We start from the raw sequence: 14,362 nt of genomic DNA, 5'->3' as shown, positions 1-14,362 counted from the left end.
CCCGGGCGGACCTGACCGCGCCCGGCCTGTGGAAAACTCTCAGACCGAGCGCGTTCATGCAGGTCAGCAGCGATTCTGACGGGTCAGTCAGAAGCCCGGCTGGCGTGCGTCCACTGTGAGGTGCTCGCCGACGCGGTTGACGAGCAGCGTCATCTCGTAGGCGACCTGTCCGAAGTCGGCCTCGGCCGCGCCCAGGACGCACAGGCAGCTGCCCTCGCCCGCGGCGGTGACGAAGAGGACTCCGTCATCGAACTCGATCATCGTCTGACGCACCTTTCCGGCCCCGAAATGCCGGCCGGAACCCTTCGCCAGACTGTGCAAGCCCGAGGAGACCGCGGCGAGATGCTCCGCGTCGGGTCGTGCCAGTCCCGAACTCGCTCCGGTCACCAGTCCGTCGTTGGACAGGACCAGGGCGTGCCGGACGTGCTGGATCCGGTTGGTCAGGTCGTCCAGCAGCCAGTCAAGTCCCTTGCTCAGTGCCATGTTTCGGCTCTCCCCGCTCGGTCGTTCCCCGTTTCCCGTTTTCCCCTGTTCTCCCGCAAGCCTTACCCACAGTCGCCGCAGCGGCAAGCAGATCGGGATCACGGAGGGAGACGCCTGTTCGGTCGCGGGTGCCGGAGGCCCGGTCAGCTGATCGCGTCGAGCATGCGCGCGGTGTGGACACGGCCCGCGTACTCGACGAGCCGGATCAGCACCTCTTTGCCGGAGTCGCGGTCCCGGGCGTCGCACAGCACGACCGGGGTGCCCCGGTCGAGGTCGAGGGCACGGGAGACTTCGAGCGCCCCGTACGTCTGCGAGCCCGCGAAGCAGTTGACGGCCACGACGAAGGGGATGCGGCGGTCCTCGAAGTAGTCCACGGCGAAGAAGCTGTCGGCGAGCCTGCGGGTGTCGGCGATGACGACGGCGCCGAGCGCCCCGTGCGAGAGGTCGTCCCAGAGGAACCAGAAACGGTCCTGCCCCGGGGTGCCGAACAGGTACAGGGACAGGCCGGAGCGGATGGTGATGCGTCCGAAGTCCATGGCGACGGTGGTCGCCGCCTTGCGGTCGAGCCCGGCGGTGTCGTCCACCGACTCCCCCGCCGCGCTGAGCACCTCCTCGGTGCGCAGCGGGCGTATCTCGCTCACCGAGCCGACCAGGGTGGTCTTGCCGGCGCCGAATCCGCCGGCGACCAGTATCTTCAGGGCGAGCGGCGCGGCCTCCTCTTCGACGCCCTCTCCCGGGCTGCCGGCGGTCTCGGCGCGGGAGGGGTCGGTGCTGTCCGGGCGGTCGCTGCGGTCGAGGGCCATCGGGTGCTTCCTTCGGAGGTGGGTCGGAGGCCGGGAGGGGCCCGCCCGGCGCCGGGCGTCCGTCACAGGGCGCGCAGGGCGTCGACGACGTCCTGCAAGGGGAGGCCGGCGGGCAGGGCGGTGGGGCGGGCGGGCCCGCGCAGCTCCAGCCGGCCCGCGCTGAGCAGGTCGTTCAGGAGGGTGCGTACGGCTCCGGTGGGCAGCCCCACGGACGACGCGAGGTCCGCGACGGTGTGCGTGCCGCCGCGGCACAGGGAGAGCAGCGCCTGGTGTTCGCGGCCGAGCAGGGAGGCGTCGGGCGCACCGGCTCCGTCGGCCGCCGTGACGTGGGCGACCAGGTCGAGGTGGCGGCCTCCGGTGCCGGTGGCGGCACCCGTCGCGGTCGTGGCGTAGGGGCGTACGAGGGGGCCCGCGTCCGCGTCGTACCACTGGTCGGTGCCTTCGGCCGCCCTCTGATGCTCGGTCATCCGTGGGTCTCTCCGGCTCCGGCCTGGGTGCGGCGCGCTGCGCACCTGTGAGGTGTGGACGGTAGTACCGGGACCTCGGCTTTCCGGGGCTCCTTTCGAAAGGCGGCGCAATGTGGCCGCGGGGTGTCCCGGGGGGATCATGTGGACATGACGAATGACCACACGCGGGTTCACGACCGGACGCAGGTGCAGGAGTTCTTCGGGTCCCGTGCCGCCCGGTGGGACGAGCGCTTCCCCGACGACGGTCCCGCCTACGAGGCCGCCGTGGCCGCGCTGGGGCTGGGTCCGGGCGACGCGGTGCTGGACGCGGGCTGCGGCACGGGGAGGGCGCTGCCGTACCTGCGGCGGGCGGTGGGCGGCGCCGGGACGGTGCTGGGCGCGGACCTCACCCGGGAGATGCTGGACGTGGCCGCCGGCAAGGGGCGCGGGCGCGGGGCCCTGCTCCTGCAGGCCGACGTGGCGCGTCTGCCGCTCGGTACGGGCGTGCTGGACGCGGTGTTCGGGGCGGGGCTGATCTCCCATCTGCCCCGCCCCGGGGAGAACCTCGGCGAGCTGGCCCGCACGGTGCGTCCCGGTGGGCTGCTGGCCCTGTTCCACCCGGTGGGCAGGGCCGCCCTCGCGGCCCGCCAGGGGCGGCGGATCACCGAGGACGACCTGCGGGCCGAACCCCGGCTGCGGCCGCTCCTGGAGCGGTCCGGGTGGCGTCTGCTGTCGTACGTCGACGAGGACGACCGGTATCTGGCGCTGGCCGTCCGCGAGGAGTGAGCCGGGGCGTCGCGCGTGAGCCGGGGGTTACGGGGTGCGTCGGCCGTGCGGTACGGGGCAGCCGCGCACGCCGGGCACCGGGAACGTGCCAAGGGCGGCGAGGTCGTACCCGTCCGGGTAGCCCTTGATCTCGGGGTTCTGGCGGGCGTAGTGCGGTGCGCGGCGCGGTGGCAGCAGGCGCACCGCCCGGCCGCGCAGCCGCAGGGCTCCCCGGACGGCGGCGCGGGCCGCCGGGTGCGGTCGTTCGTAACGGAAGGCCCGCAGCAGCGGATCGTCCAGGAGGGCGAGGCTGGCCCCCTTCGCGAGGGGTGCCAGGGGCCCGTACCAGGAGCCCATCAGGTCGAGCGTCGCGTCGGAGACCTTGCGGGCGCCCTCGTCCCAGCCGAAGCGCTCGGCCTCGTAACTGTCGAGGAAGCTCTCGAAGTCCTCGTAGGTGCGCGGCAGTTCCCGGATGCCGAGGTGTGCGCCGAGGGTGCGGTAGTACGCCGCGCAGGCACGCAGTTCGTGGTCGCAGAGCCTGCGCCACCCGTAGGCGTCGATCCAGCGCTTGGGGGTGACGACGAACGTGCACAGGACGTACCGCATGTCGTCGTCGCTGATGTCGTAGCTGCGGTGCATCCGGTTGATGCGCTGGATGGCGGTGCGCCCCTCCGCACTGGCGAAACCGTGTTCCACGACGGCGTCCAGCAGCAGCGCGGTGTCGTCGTAGCGCTTCTGCGAGCGGTCGGTGAGCTCGGCGGTCTCGGCGAGGAGGCGGCCGATGGAGGGGACCGCGTAGGTGCGGTAGAGGGCCAGTTCCAGGGCCCGGGTGAAGTCCCAGGGGAATTCGTAGGTGGACGTCAGGCGGTAGATCCGCAGGAAGTCCTTCTCGGGGTCGAGTCGGCGGATCTGACGGAGCCGGTCGTAGCGCTTCACCATGTGTCGCCCTTCTGCCGGGTCGCCTCCGGCGGTCGGTCCCTGCTCGCGCCGCACCGCGCGAGGCACTGTCGCTCACCATCGCGGACGGTCCGCGGCGGCTCAACCCTACGGCCAGGGGGCACACTTGGAGCATCCGAGACCTACGGCTCACGGGATGTGGTGCGGATGCTGAACAGAATCGCCCGGCTCTTCCGGTCCTCGCAGGAGCCTCGTCCGGTGAAATCCCCGACGGCACGTCCGCACAACCTCTTCGAGGCGGCCGCCGAGTACGTGGCGGCCCGCGTGGAGGACGACGAGCCGCGCAGCGACGAGGCCGCGGGCTGGGTGTCGCCCGAGGCGCTGTCGTTCGGGGTGACGGAGCTGGCGTGCCGGGCGGTGATCGCGCTCGCCCGGGAGCGCGACGAGGAGCCGCAGCGGGTGGCCCGCAGCCTGCTCGGTCTGCCCGCGGCCTGACCTCGGCGGCGGGCCGACCCCGGGGTGCGGGGCGGCCCGTAGCGGATCGGCCGTCACCTCTCGACGCGCAGGTTACCCACTGGTTAAGGTGCGCCGACGACCGAACGTCTGGGGAGGGTGCTGTGACCGGGACGGAAGCTGCCGGGGGCGACTTCCCGCAGGAGACGGCGGCCGCGCGTCAGGAGACTGCCGGGGAGGACGAGCTGTTCGTGCTCACGGCGGTGCTGCTCACGCCCGCGCAGTTCCCCGCGGTGCTCGGCGACGACTTCCCTGAGGCGTGCGGGGCGCTCGGCCTGGCGCCCGACGAGCGCGGCTACGGGCTGGTGCTCGGGCAGGACGGGTCCGGGGCGCGCTGGACGGTGGTCGTGGACGACGTGTCCCTGGTGGCGGTGGCGATCGCCGCGTGGGACTGCGGCATGGAGTACGACCTGTCGCCGCCGGAACGCTCGGTGGTGGCGGCTCTGCCCGGCTGGCCGCTCGCCCTCGCGGTCGCCGCTCCCGGTGTTCCCGCGCCGCACGACCCCGAACTGCCCGACGGCTCCCCGGACGGGCCGCTGCTGACGCCGCCCGACACCGGGGAGTGGGGTCCCGCCCAGCGCCGGCTGGGCGCCGACGAGATCGCCCGGCAGTGGGCGACCTGGCGCGGCCGGCTCGACGAGCAGAGCGCGTCGGACACCTTCGAGGGCACCGAGGGCGAGCTCCATCCGCTGGTGCGCCGGGTGATCGACGCCCTGCACGGGTACGTCGCGGACCCGCCGCCGGCCGGGCGGGTGCGGTCGGCGTTCGCCCCGGGCGGGGCGCGGACACTGCGGGCGGACGGCCCGGGCTGGTCGTTCGTGGCCAGGACCGACGACATCGCCTTCCTGCTGCTCGACGACGAGCCCGGAGAGCTCCTGCCGGTGGGACGGGGGGCCGAACTGCCGGGGCTGCTGGAGTCGCTGGAGAAGCTGGCGGCGCGGCCGTCCTGACGCCCGCGCCGGGCTGGGGGCCTGACGCGTCCGAGCTCGGCGGTGAGGAGTGTCGGACGCGCCCTGGCCGGGCGCCGGTGCCGGCGAGCGTCGGATGCGTACGAGCGGGCGGTGCGGGATGTCCGTCGCGTCCGGGCGGGCGGTGGCGAGTACTCAGACGCGTTCGAGCGGGCGGTGCGGGGCGGGGGGCAGTTCGACGGTGTTGGGGTCGCCCGGGCGGACCACGCCGCCGGTGCGCACGACGCTCATGATTCCGGCCTTGCGGACGACCTTGCCCTCCGCGTCGCGGCCGACGACCTGCTTGAGCAGCCCGTCCTGGAAGGCGTCGATCTGCAGGCAGGGGTTGCGCAGGCCGGTGACCTCCACGACCGCCTCCTCGCCCAGCCGCAGCAGGGTGCCGGTCGGCAGGGCGAGGAGGTCGATGCCGCTGGTGGTGACGTTCTCCCCGAGCCGGCCGGGGCCGACGTCGAAGCCCGCTTCGCCCACCTCGTCGAAGAGTTCCCGGTGGATGAGGTGGACCTGGCGAAGGTTGGGCCGGGTGGGGTCCTGGGCGACGCGGGAGCGGTGCTTGACCGTCTCGCCGCAGTGGACGTCGCCCTCGACGCCGAGCCCGGCGAGCAGGGTGATGCTGTCGCGGTCGGGCTTGGTGAACGTGTGGGTGCCGTTGCTGCTGACCGCCGTGACTGCCGCGCCCATGACGGGGCTCCCCTCCTCCCGGACCGATGATCGTTCCTGACCTTGGTACGGACGGTTCTGGCGTCTTCCGGCAGGAGCGGCCGGGCGCCCGGGCGGGCGGGGCCTCAGCGGCCGAGCTCCTTGCGGGTGATGCGCTGCAGCCTACGCCGTTGGGTCTTGTCCAGCATCAGGTAGGCGGCGACGGGCACGCCCACCATGACCAGCAGGGCGGGCCAGAAACCGATGAACCAGATGAGGGCGATGCCCACGACGACACCGCCGGCCGCGACCTTCGAACTCTTCGACATCTTCGACGCCTCCTTCGCGGCTGTCGCCGCTCCTGCCTGAGACAACGCAGTGCGGGCCGGTGTGGTTCCCTCCCGCCCTGGTTCACACGTTCGGGGGACGGGGCTCCTCACGCAGCGGTGCGCCGACCTCGTGCATGTGGCGGAGCGCCTGCCGGTAGGAGTCGAGGAGTCCCGTCTCGGTGTACGGGATGCCGGCCTCGCGGCAGTGGTCGCGTACCAGGGGCTGCGCGAGCCGCAGGTGGGGGCGCGGCATGTTCGGGAACAGGTGGTGCTCGATCTGGTAGTTCAGGCCGCCGAGGAACCAGTCGGTGACGGGACCGCCGCGCACGTTGCGCGAGGTGAGCACCTGGCGGCGCAGGTGCCCCCAGCGCTCGCCGTCGGGGTCGGGCATCTCCATGCCCTTGTGGTTGGGGGCGAAGGCCATGCCGAGCTGGAGCCCGAACAGGGCGTGGTGCAGGAGGGCGAAGGCGAGCGCCGTCAGCGGGGCCATCGTGGTCAGCAGGAGCGCCGCGTAGAGGGCGAGGTGCGTGAGGAGGAGGGCGCCTTCCGTCCTCGCCTCGCGCCGGTCCTGGCGGCGCAGGTCCTGGAATCCGTACACCTTCAGGGCGATGCCTTCGAGGAGCAGCATGGGGAAGAAGAGCCGGGCCTGGTTGCGGGTGAGCCAGCGGGCGAACCCCGCGCGTCCGGCGGCCTGTTGCTGGGTCCAGACCAGTGCGCCGACGCCCACGTCCGGGTCCTTGTCGACGTGGTTGGGGTTGGCGTGGTGTTTGTTGTGCTTCTCGTTCCACCACGCCTGGCTCATGCCGAGGAGCAGATTGGCGTGGGTGAGGGAGATCCACCTGCCGGTGCGGCGGCTGCTCGATATCTGCGCGTGCCCGGCGTCGTGGCTCAGGTAGGCGGCGCGGGTCCACACCAGGGAGAACGGGACGGCCAGCAGGAGCACCCACCCACTGTGTCCCAGCAGGACCACGCCGGTGACCACGGCGGCCAGCGAGCACAGGTTCACGAGGACGCGGGCGGTGTACCAGCCGTGCCGGCGGTCGAGCAGTCCCTGTCCCCTGACCGTGCGCAGCAGGGGGGCGAAGTCGCTTCCCGGGGTGGTTCCGGCGGAGGGCGCCGGTGCGGCGTCGACGGCCTGGGGCATGTGGGGCTCCGGTCTGTGGCGGCGCGCTTCGCCTCTGCGGCGCGCGTCTACCGGAAAAGCTACGGAGCGGGGCCTGTCGCGGCCATGACGGCACCACCCGGACCCGGTGGGGGGCTTTCCCCCGTGACACCCGGAGGCGGGCGTGCACCGGCGCGGGTGTCAGGGAAAGGAGGTGCCGAAGTCGGAGGGGAAATCGGACGGGAGGCCGGAGAGGAGGTCCGAGGGGAAGCCGCTCGGCAGTTCGGTGGGGAATGCCGAGGGGAGCTCCGTCGGGAAGCCCGACGGGAGGCCGGTGGGGAACTCCGACGGCAGGTGGAAGGTGGGCTTCGGCGCCGGGCTGGTCGTCGTGGGTGCGCCGGGTTCCTTCGCACCGTTGTCGCCGGTCAGCACGAGGACGACGGCCACCGCGGCGGCGATCGCCAGGACCACGGCGAGCACGATCAGCAGCGGGCGCCGCCCGCCGCCGCCCCCGCCGGGCGGCCCTGCGGGACCGGGCGGGGGCGGGCCCTCTGGGGGCCACCCGTGCCCTCCCCCGGCCGTCGGCGGGCCGAAGCCTCCCGGCGGACCGGGCGGCGGATCGTACGGCGGCCCCCCGGGAGGCGGCCCCGGAGGGGGTCCGGAAGGGGGCCCGGGAGGCGGGGCCTGAGGGGGGCCGAAGCCTCCTTGCGGCGGTGTTCCGGGCGGCTGGTGCGGAGGAGGTGCGGGCGGCGTGGCCATACCCTCCAGGGTCGGCCGTACGGGGGCGACTCGCGACCCCCGTACCGAAGTTGCGGCCCGGCCCGTGACGGATCGCGACATTCCGCCTCCTGTGCGGCCGGTCGCGGCACCGTCCTGCCCCTCGGCGGGCGGCGCCGACCGGCCGCGTGCCTCTGGACGGTCCTCCGGGCGGCCTGTACCAAGGTTCCGACCCGTCCCGCCCCGGAAGTGGAGCAGCGCAGCGATGACCGATCCCCGCGTGGTGACCGTACGACCGCAGGAGGGCGACTACGCCTGGACGTTCGGCGGGGCCGCACCCGTCGCGCGGATCGCACCGGGCACGGTGCTCGACCTGTACACCGAGGACTGTTTCGCGGGGCGGGTGCGCTCCGAGAAGGATCTCGTCTCGCAGGTGTGCGAGTTCCCGTTCCTGAATCCGCAGACGGGCCCCTTCCACGTGGAGGGCGCCGAGCCCGGCGACACGGTGGCGGTGCACTTCGTGTCGATCGAACCGGCCCGCGACTGGGCGGCGTCGACGACGGTACCGCTGTTCGGCGCGCTCACGTCCACGCACACCACGGCCTCCCTGCAGGCGCCGCTGCCGGAGGTGGTGTGGATGTGGGAGCTGGACCGTGAGCGGCGGACCTGTCTGTTCCGGGCGCGGGACAGCGGCATCGAGGTGGAGCTGCCGATGGACCCGATGCACGGCACGGTGGGGGTGGCCCCGGCGAATCTGGAGGTGCGCTCGGCGCTGGTGCCCGACGCGCACGGCGGCAACATGGACACCCCGGAGATGCGGGCGGGGGTCACCTGCTACCTCGGCGTCAACGTGGCGGGCGCGCTGCTCAGCCTGGGCGACGGGCACGCCCGGCAGGGCGAGGGCGAGACCTGTGGCGTGGCGGTGGAGTGCGCGATGAACACGGTGGTGGTCGTGGAGCTGCTCAAGGGGGTGGCGACGCCGTGGCCGCGGCTGGAGTCGGACACGCATCTGCTGTCGACGGGGTCCGCGCGGCCCCTGGAGGACGCGTTCCGGATCTCGCAGCTCGATCTGGTGAGGTGGCTGGCGCGCGACTACGGGCTGTCCGAGCTGGACGCGTACCAGCTCGTCAGTCAGGCCGGCGAAGCGCCGCTGGCGAACGTGTGCGACACGAACTACACGTGCGTGGCCAAGATCCGCAAGGAGTGGCTGCCGCCCGGGGACCCGCACCGGGGGCTGCACCGGCACCTGCGGCAGGTGGCCGGGACGCTCGGCGCCCTCGGCTGACCCGCACCTCCGGTTGGCCGTGTGCTCCTCCGCCGTGCCAGTATCCGCAGCATGGACACCGAGAAGAGCCTGGCTCCGCTGGAACTGGCCGTGCAGCGCCTGCAGGAGGCCGAGGTCGCGCTGAACGCGGCCCGTGCGGACGTCGAGACCGAGGCCGTGGCAGCCGCCCGGGCCGGGGCGGACGTCGAGGAGGTGGCGGCCCTTTCGGGGATCTCCGCGGGCGATCTGCGGACGCTGAGCGCCCAGCTCGGCGAGATCCCGCCCCGGTAGGCGCGCGGTCGTGGAGGAGTTCGAACTGCTCGACCCCTGGTCGATCGAGATGCTCGCGCCGATCGTGGTGGCGGGCGAGGGACCGATGGCGTGCCCCGGCTGCGCGGCCGTCACCGGTTTCTCGGCCGGGGGCAGGTGGGGCGACGTGGTGCGGATGCGGTGCCGGTGCGGGCGCGACTGGCTGCCGTTCGAGGACGATCCGGAGCTGAGCCGCGAGCTGATGAAGGAGCTGATCATCGCCGCGCAGTCGGAGGGCTGAACCGGCCCGGGAAGCAGTCGGAGGGCTGCCCCGGTCCGAGGGAACAGTCAAAGGGGCTGACCCGGCCCGGAAGGGGCACTGCCGGGACGGTTGCCGCCCTCCCCCGGCGGGGCGACGATGGGGCTCATCGGCCGCTCGGCACCGGCCGAGAAGCCCACTGTCGCCCGAAGTCTTCGCCGGGGAGGCCGAGTTGACCGATGCCTGGGTGGCTCTGGAACCGGGCGCCGATCCCGGTGCGCGGCTCGGCGTGCTGCGCCGGGCGCACGAGGCGTTCACCTCGGCGGGCCGGGTGGAGCGTCCGGTGCGCCCGGTGGTGGCCGCTTCGTGGCGGCGTTCGGCGCGCGCCCGGGTGAGCCCCGACGGCAGCGCGCGGGTGGAGCTGGCGGAGGACGACCTGAGCGCGTACCGCGAGGGTCACCCGCTGGCGCGGGCGATGCCGCTGTTCCGGGAGCTGATGGGCGCATACGCCCGTGACGGGGAGCACCTGGTCGCCGTGTGCGACGCGTCCGGCCGCCTGTTGTGGGTGGAGGGGGACGCCCGGTCGCGGCGGCGGGCGGGGCGGATGAACTTCGTGCCGGGGGCCCGCTGGGCGGAGTCGTCGGTGGGCACGAACGCGCCGGGCACGGCGCTGGCGCTGGACCGGCCGGTCCAGGTGTTCGCGGCGGAGCACTTCCTGCGCCCGGTGCACCCCTGGACCTGCGCGGCGGCCCCGCTGCACGATCCGCACACCGGGCGGCTGCTGGGCGCGGTGGACATCACCGGCGGCGACAGCCTCGCCCATCCGCACAGCCTGGCGTTCGTGCAGGCGGTGGCGCGGGCCGCGGAGTCGCACCTGGCTCTGTCGGCGCCCCTGCCGCGTGACGACGACGACCGCGCCCTGCTGTACGCGCTGGGGCGGGACGAGGCGCTGCTGGTGGCGGGCGGCTCCCGGGTCCGGCTGAGCAGACGGCACAGCGAGATCCTGGTGCTGCTCGCCCGGCACCCCGAGGGCCTGTCGGGCGACCGGCTGCTGTGCGAGCTGTACGAGGACGAGTCGGTGACTCCGGTGACCCTGCGCGCGGAACTGTCGCGGTTGCGACGCCTGTTGGGGGACGGGCTGCTGCGCTCGCGCCCCTACCGGCTGACCGTGCCGGTGGAGGCGGACTTCACGGTGGTGGCCCGGCGGCTGGGCTCGGGTGCGGTGGCCGCCGCGATGGGCGCGTACGCGGGGCCGCTGCTGCCCCGCTCGCAGGCTCCCGCCGTGGTGCGGCTGCGCGGGCGGCTGGAGGGCGAACTGCGGGCGGCGCTGGTGGCGCGGGCGGACCCGGGGCTGCTGTCGGACTGGGTGCACAGCCCGTGGGGCGAGGACGACTGTGCGGCGTGGCGGGCACTGGCGGAGGTCGCTCCCGTACGGCAGCGTCCCGTGGTGCGTGCGCGCATGAGGGAGCTGGACGGTGAGCTGCGCGCGCCGGCGCCGGTGCGCGGGTCGCCCTTCGCAACGGTGTCGCAACGTCCGCCGTCCTAGCGTGCCTGCCGGTGCCGCCCGACGGCTGGCGGCGCCGCCCGAGGGAGGCCACGCCATGACCCGATACTCCGCACCCGGCAGCGACGGCGCGATCATGTCGTACCAGGGCCGCTACGACCACTGGATCGGCGGCGCGTACGTCGCCCCGGTGCGCGGCGGTTACTTCGAGAACCCGAGCCCCGTCGACGGACGCCCCTTCACCGAGGTCGCCCGCGGCACCGCCGAGGACGTCGAACTCGCCCTGGACGCCGCGCACGCGGCCGCGCCCGGCTGGGGGCGGACCGCGCCGGGCGACCGTGCGAACGTCCTGCTGCGGATCGCCGACCGGATGGAGGCGCACCTGGAGGAGCTGGCGGTCGCCGAGAGCTGGGAGAACGGCAAGCCGGTCCGTGAGACCCTCGCCGCCGACATCCCGCTGGCGATCGACCACTTCCGGTACTTCGCGGGCGCCCTGCGCGGGCAGGAGGGGTCGCTCAGCGAGATCGACGACGACACGGTCGCCTACCACTTCTACGAGCCGCTGGGGGTGGTCGCCCAGATCATCCCGTGGAACTTCCCCCTCCTGATGGCGACGTGGAAACTGGCGCCGGCGCTGGCGGCGGGGAACGCCGTCGTCCTCAAGCCCGCCGAGCAGACCCCGGCCTCGATCCACTACTGGATGGGCCTGGTCGCCGATCTGCTGCCGCCGGGCGTGGTGAACATCATCAACGGCTTCGGCGCGGAGGCGGGCAAGCCGCTGGCGTCCAGCCCGCGGGTCGCGAAGATCGCGTTCACCGGGGAGACCACGACGGGGCGGCTGATCATGCAGTACGCCTCCGAGAACATCAAGCCGGTCACCCTGGAACTGGGCGGCAAGAGCCCGAACATCTTCTTCGACGACGTGTGGAGCGCGGACGACGACTTCCGCGACAAGGCCCTCGAAGGGTTCACGATGTTCGCCCTCAACCAGGGCGAGGTGTGCACCTGCCCCTCGCGCGCCCTCATCCAGCGCGGGCACTACGGCGAGTTCCTGGAGGCGGCGATCGCCCGCACCGAGCGCATCAGGCCGGGCCACCCCCTCGACACGGACACCATGATCGGGGCGCAGGCATCCAACGACCAGCTCCAGAAGATCCTGTCCTACCTGGACATCGGCCAGCAGGAGGGCGCGAAGATCCTGACGGGCGGCCAGCGCGTCGAGCACGGCGGCGACCTGGCGGGCGGCTACTACGTCCAGCCGACCATCTTCGAGGGCGACAACCGGATGCGGGTCTTCCAGGAGGAGATCTTCGGCCCGGTCGTCGCGGTCACGTCGTTCACCGACTTCGACGACGCGATGAACACCGCCAACGACACCCTGTACGGGCTCGGCGCGGGCGTGTGGACCCGCGACATGAACACCGCGTACCGGGCGGGCCGCACGATCCAGGCGGGCCGGGTGTGGACCAACTGCTACCACGCGTATCCGGCGCACGCGGCTTTCGGCGGCTACAAGCAGTCCGGCATCGGGCGGGAGACGCACAAGATGATGCTGGACCACTACCAGCAGACGAAGAACCTCCTCGTGTCGTACTCGCCGAAGAAGCTGGGCTTCTTCTAGACACAGAAGAAGGGTGCCTGACCATGGGTTTTTCCTACCAGGCACCCTTCGGTGCGTATGACCAAGAGGCCCTAACAGAAGTCGTTGATCATGTGACTTTCGGTTTGGGCGGTTGTTGGTCCGGCCGTGGGGAAACGTGAGTCGCGACCGTGGATCGTGTCGGATGAACCGTGGCCACTCATCGAGCCGTTGCTGCCGCAGCCGGTGCCGGAACAGGTGGAGGGGCGCCCCCGGGGTCCCGGACCGGCAGGCACTCTGCGGGATCCTGTTCGTGCTGCATACCGGAATCCGGTGGGAGTACCTGCCGCAGGAGCTGGGCTTCGGATCAGGCATGACCTGCTGGCGGCGCCTGGCCGCGTCGAACGATGCCGGCGTCTGGGACCAACCGCACGTGGTGCTGCTGGAGAAGCTGCGGGTCGCGAAGAGGCTGGACTGGTCGCGGGCGGTGATTGACTCCCCCCACGTCAGGGCAGCCCGGCGGGGCCCGAATGCGGGCCCGGCCCGGTCGACCGGGCACGTCCGGGCAGCAAGCACCCCCTCGTCGTCGACGGCCGGGGCATCCCGCTCGCCGTCTCGCCGACCGGCGGCAACCGCAACGACATCATCCAACTGATACTCCTGCTCCAGAAGATCCCGTTCGTGACCGGCCTGGTCGGACGGCCACGCCGGCGACCCGACAGCCTCCTCGGCGACCGCGGCTACGGCCACGGCAAACACCGCCGCCTGGTCTGGGCGCCGGGCATCAAACCAGTGATCGCCCGCCGCGGCGTCCCCCACGGATCCGGCCCGGGAGTCCACCGCTGGTGTTGTCGAGCGGACCACCGCCTGGCTCCACGGCTTCCGCCGGCTCCGCGTCCGATGGGAACGACGCGACGACATTCCCGAAGCCCTCCTCGGCCTCGCCGCCTGCCTCATCGCCCACCGACACGTCCAACGCCTTTGTTAGGTCCTCTAACAGACGAAGAACGTTCTTTGCTCTTACAGCCCGAAGAAGCCCGGGTTCTTCCAGAGCTTCAAGTGAGTTTCCTGGAGCCCGCGTTGCGCTCCAGGCAACCCCCACAAGAGATCACGCACTGCAATCGTCCATGGGGCTGGGTCACCATTCGCCCGTCGAACGGTTCCCTCTCGGACCAGCCGCGGACCGAACGGTGCCCTCGCGGCACTCCCTCCGCTGCCTGAACGCAAGGATCTTTGACAGTCTCACTCTTCCGCCCGCCGGCTCCGGTCGCACCAGCGTGCTCTTGTCGCCCTGATCTCCCTCCGCGGGCCCTGCCACCACCATCGACCTGGACGCCCCGCCCTTCCGGCACCTCACCGTCCGAGGAGTCTCCCGCCGTCGCTCCTGCGGAACCGGGTCCAGTGGGCAGGAAGACCCGCCCTAGGAGTTCGACGCGGGGACCACGCCTTCGACGAGGCCCAGGTGGATCAGATGCGCGACGGTGGGCGCGGTGCGCTTGCTGCGGATACGGCGCAGATAGGTGCTCACCGTGTGCACGCTGATGCCCAGACGTTTGGCGACCTGCTTGTGCGAGAAGCCTGCCGCGACGTACGCCAACACCTGCTTCTCTCTGTGGGATAACGCAGGCCGGCTCTCAGGGCAGCTGTCTACTGGCATTTTCCTTCCAGGAGGAATGTCGACTTTTGCGGCGACCTCGAACACAAGTGGATCTAACCATGGCCATGTGGAAACACAAAGGGTGCTGCGCATCCGGGGGGCCAACGAGACGGCCGGCCTTCGATGTTGGCGCGACGTCGATGCCAGACGTCGGCGCTGGAACCGCAGCCCCGCCTCCTCATCCATGCGGT

The 14,362-nt window shown here is 72.4% G+C and carries 17 protein-coding genes and 1 pseudogene; 9 read left to right on the top strand and 9 right to left on the bottom strand.

Annotated features, from left to right (window positions below; genetic code table 11):
- Nucleotides 1-87 precede the first annotated feature (87 nt).
- The 3 genes from ACIP93_RS24520 to ACIP93_RS24510 all read right to left on the bottom strand — a co-directional run bounded on the left by ACIP93_RS24520 (nt 88) and on the right by ACIP93_RS24510 (nt 1,753).
- Complete coding sequence (locus ACIP93_RS24520) at nt 88-483, bottom strand: roadblock/LC7 domain-containing protein (RefSeq protein ID WP_345226239.1); 396 nt, start codon at nt 481-483, stop codon at nt 88-90.
- Nucleotides 484-626: 143 nt separating this feature from the next.
- Nucleotides 627-1,286: a GTP-binding protein gene (locus ACIP93_RS24515; protein ID WP_401761695.1), complete on the bottom strand. Its 660-nt coding sequence runs from the start codon at nt 1,284-1,286 to the stop codon at nt 627-629.
- 62 nt (nt 1,287-1,348) lie between these two features.
- A complete protein-coding gene (locus ACIP93_RS24510; protein ID WP_401761693.1) occupies nt 1,349-1,753 on the bottom strand; it encodes a DUF742 domain-containing protein in 405 nt (134 codons plus the stop codon).
- 147 nt (nt 1,754-1,900) lie between these two features.
- On the opposite strand from ACIP93_RS24510, the gene ACIP93_RS24505 reads away from it, so the two are divergent.
- Nucleotides 1,901-2,518, top strand: coding sequence for a class I SAM-dependent methyltransferase (locus ACIP93_RS24505; RefSeq protein WP_401761692.1), 618 nt, complete (start codon nt 1,901-1,903; stop codon nt 2,516-2,518).
- Nucleotides 2,519-2,545: 27 nt separating this feature from the next.
- On the opposite strand, the gene ACIP93_RS24500 is transcribed toward ACIP93_RS24505, so the two are convergent.
- Nucleotides 2,546-3,436: an oxygenase MpaB family protein gene (locus tag ACIP93_RS24500; protein WP_401761690.1), complete on the bottom strand. Its 891-nt coding sequence runs from the start codon at nt 3,434-3,436 to the stop codon at nt 2,546-2,548.
- Between the two features lie 165 nt (nt 3,437-3,601).
- On the opposite strand from ACIP93_RS24500, the gene ACIP93_RS24495 reads away from it, so the two are divergent.
- Together ACIP93_RS24495 and ACIP93_RS24490 are read left to right on the top strand one after the other, a co-directional pair.
- Nucleotides 3,602-3,889: a hypothetical protein gene (locus ACIP93_RS24495; RefSeq protein WP_345226230.1), complete on the top strand. Its 288-nt coding sequence runs from the start codon at nt 3,602-3,604 to the stop codon at nt 3,887-3,889.
- A gap of 122 nt (nt 3,890-4,011) precedes the next feature.
- Nucleotides 4,012-4,857 carry a hypothetical protein gene (locus ACIP93_RS24490; RefSeq protein ID WP_401761687.1) on the top strand — a complete coding sequence of 282 codons (846 nt, stop codon included), beginning with the start codon at nt 4,012-4,014 and terminating at the stop codon, nt 4,855-4,857.
- A gap of 153 nt (nt 4,858-5,010) precedes the next feature.
- Here ACIP93_RS24490 and ACIP93_RS24485 read toward each other — a convergent pair whose 3' ends face one another.
- The 4 genes from ACIP93_RS24485 to ACIP93_RS24470 form a co-directional block, all read right to left on the bottom strand.
- On the bottom strand, nt 5,011-5,553 hold the full coding sequence (locus ACIP93_RS24485; protein WP_401761685.1) for an MOSC domain-containing protein: 543 nt from the start codon (nt 5,551-5,553) through the stop codon (nt 5,011-5,013).
- A gap of 104 nt (nt 5,554-5,657) precedes the next feature.
- Nucleotides 5,658-5,840, bottom strand: a complete 183-nt coding sequence (locus ACIP93_RS24480) for a hypothetical protein (protein WP_345226225.1) — start codon at nt 5,838-5,840, stop codon at nt 5,658-5,660.
- An 82-nt stretch (nt 5,841-5,922) separates the two neighbouring features.
- Nucleotides 5,923-6,984 carry an acyl-CoA desaturase gene (locus tag ACIP93_RS24475; protein WP_401761684.1) on the bottom strand — a complete coding sequence of 354 codons (1,062 nt, stop codon included), beginning with the start codon at nt 6,982-6,984 and terminating at the stop codon, nt 5,923-5,925.
- Between the two features lie 159 nt (nt 6,985-7,143).
- On the bottom strand, nt 7,144-7,413 hold the full coding sequence (locus tag ACIP93_RS24470) for a hypothetical protein (RefSeq protein ID WP_401761683.1): 270 nt from the start codon (nt 7,411-7,413) through the stop codon (nt 7,144-7,146).
- A gap of 511 nt (nt 7,414-7,924) precedes the next feature.
- Here ACIP93_RS24470 and ACIP93_RS24465 point away from each other — a divergent pair.
- The 6 genes and pseudogenes from ACIP93_RS24465 (at nt 7,925) to ACIP93_RS24440 (ending at nt 13,502) form a co-directional block, all read left to right on the top strand.
- The gene (locus ACIP93_RS24465; RefSeq protein WP_401761681.1) at nt 7,925-8,944 is read left to right on the top strand and encodes an acetamidase/formamidase family protein; all 1,020 of its coding nucleotides are present in this window, start codon (nt 7,925-7,927) and stop codon (nt 8,942-8,944) included.
- A 51-nt stretch (nt 8,945-8,995) separates the two neighbouring features.
- Complete coding sequence (locus ACIP93_RS24460; RefSeq protein WP_345226217.1) at nt 8,996-9,214, top strand: hypothetical protein; 219 nt, start codon at nt 8,996-8,998, stop codon at nt 9,212-9,214.
- A 10-nt stretch (nt 9,215-9,224) separates the two neighbouring features.
- A complete protein-coding gene (locus ACIP93_RS24455; RefSeq protein ID WP_345226215.1) occupies nt 9,225-9,473 on the top strand; it encodes a hypothetical protein in 249 nt (82 codons plus the stop codon).
- A 190-nt stretch (nt 9,474-9,663) separates the two neighbouring features.
- Nucleotides 9,664-10,977: a GAF domain-containing protein gene (locus ACIP93_RS24450; protein ID WP_401761679.1), complete on the top strand. Its 1,314-nt coding sequence runs from the start codon at nt 9,664-9,666 to the stop codon at nt 10,975-10,977.
- Between the two features lie 55 nt (nt 10,978-11,032).
- Nucleotides 11,033-12,556, top strand: coding sequence for an aldehyde dehydrogenase family protein (locus tag ACIP93_RS24445; protein WP_401761677.1), 1,524 nt, complete (start codon nt 11,033-11,035; stop codon nt 12,554-12,556).
- Between the two features lie 153 nt (nt 12,557-12,709).
- Nucleotides 12,710-13,502, top strand: a pseudogene (locus ACIP93_RS24440) (IS5 family transposase).
- 432 nt (nt 13,503-13,934) lie between these two features.
- Here ACIP93_RS24440 and ACIP93_RS24435 read toward each other — a convergent pair.
- A complete protein-coding gene (locus tag ACIP93_RS24435; protein ID WP_401761753.1) occupies nt 13,935-14,171 on the bottom strand; it encodes a response regulator transcription factor in 237 nt (78 codons plus the stop codon).
- Nucleotides 14,172-14,362 lie beyond the last annotated feature (191 nt).

Source organism: Streptomyces sp. NPDC088745 (assembly GCF_044751045.1).
GTDB classification, from domain to species: domain Bacteria; phylum Actinomycetota; class Actinomycetes; order Streptomycetales; family Streptomycetaceae; genus Streptomyces; species Streptomyces cremeus.
The sequence above is the reverse complement of the archived record's forward strand: the minus strand, read 5'-3'. Positions and strand labels throughout refer to the sequence as shown.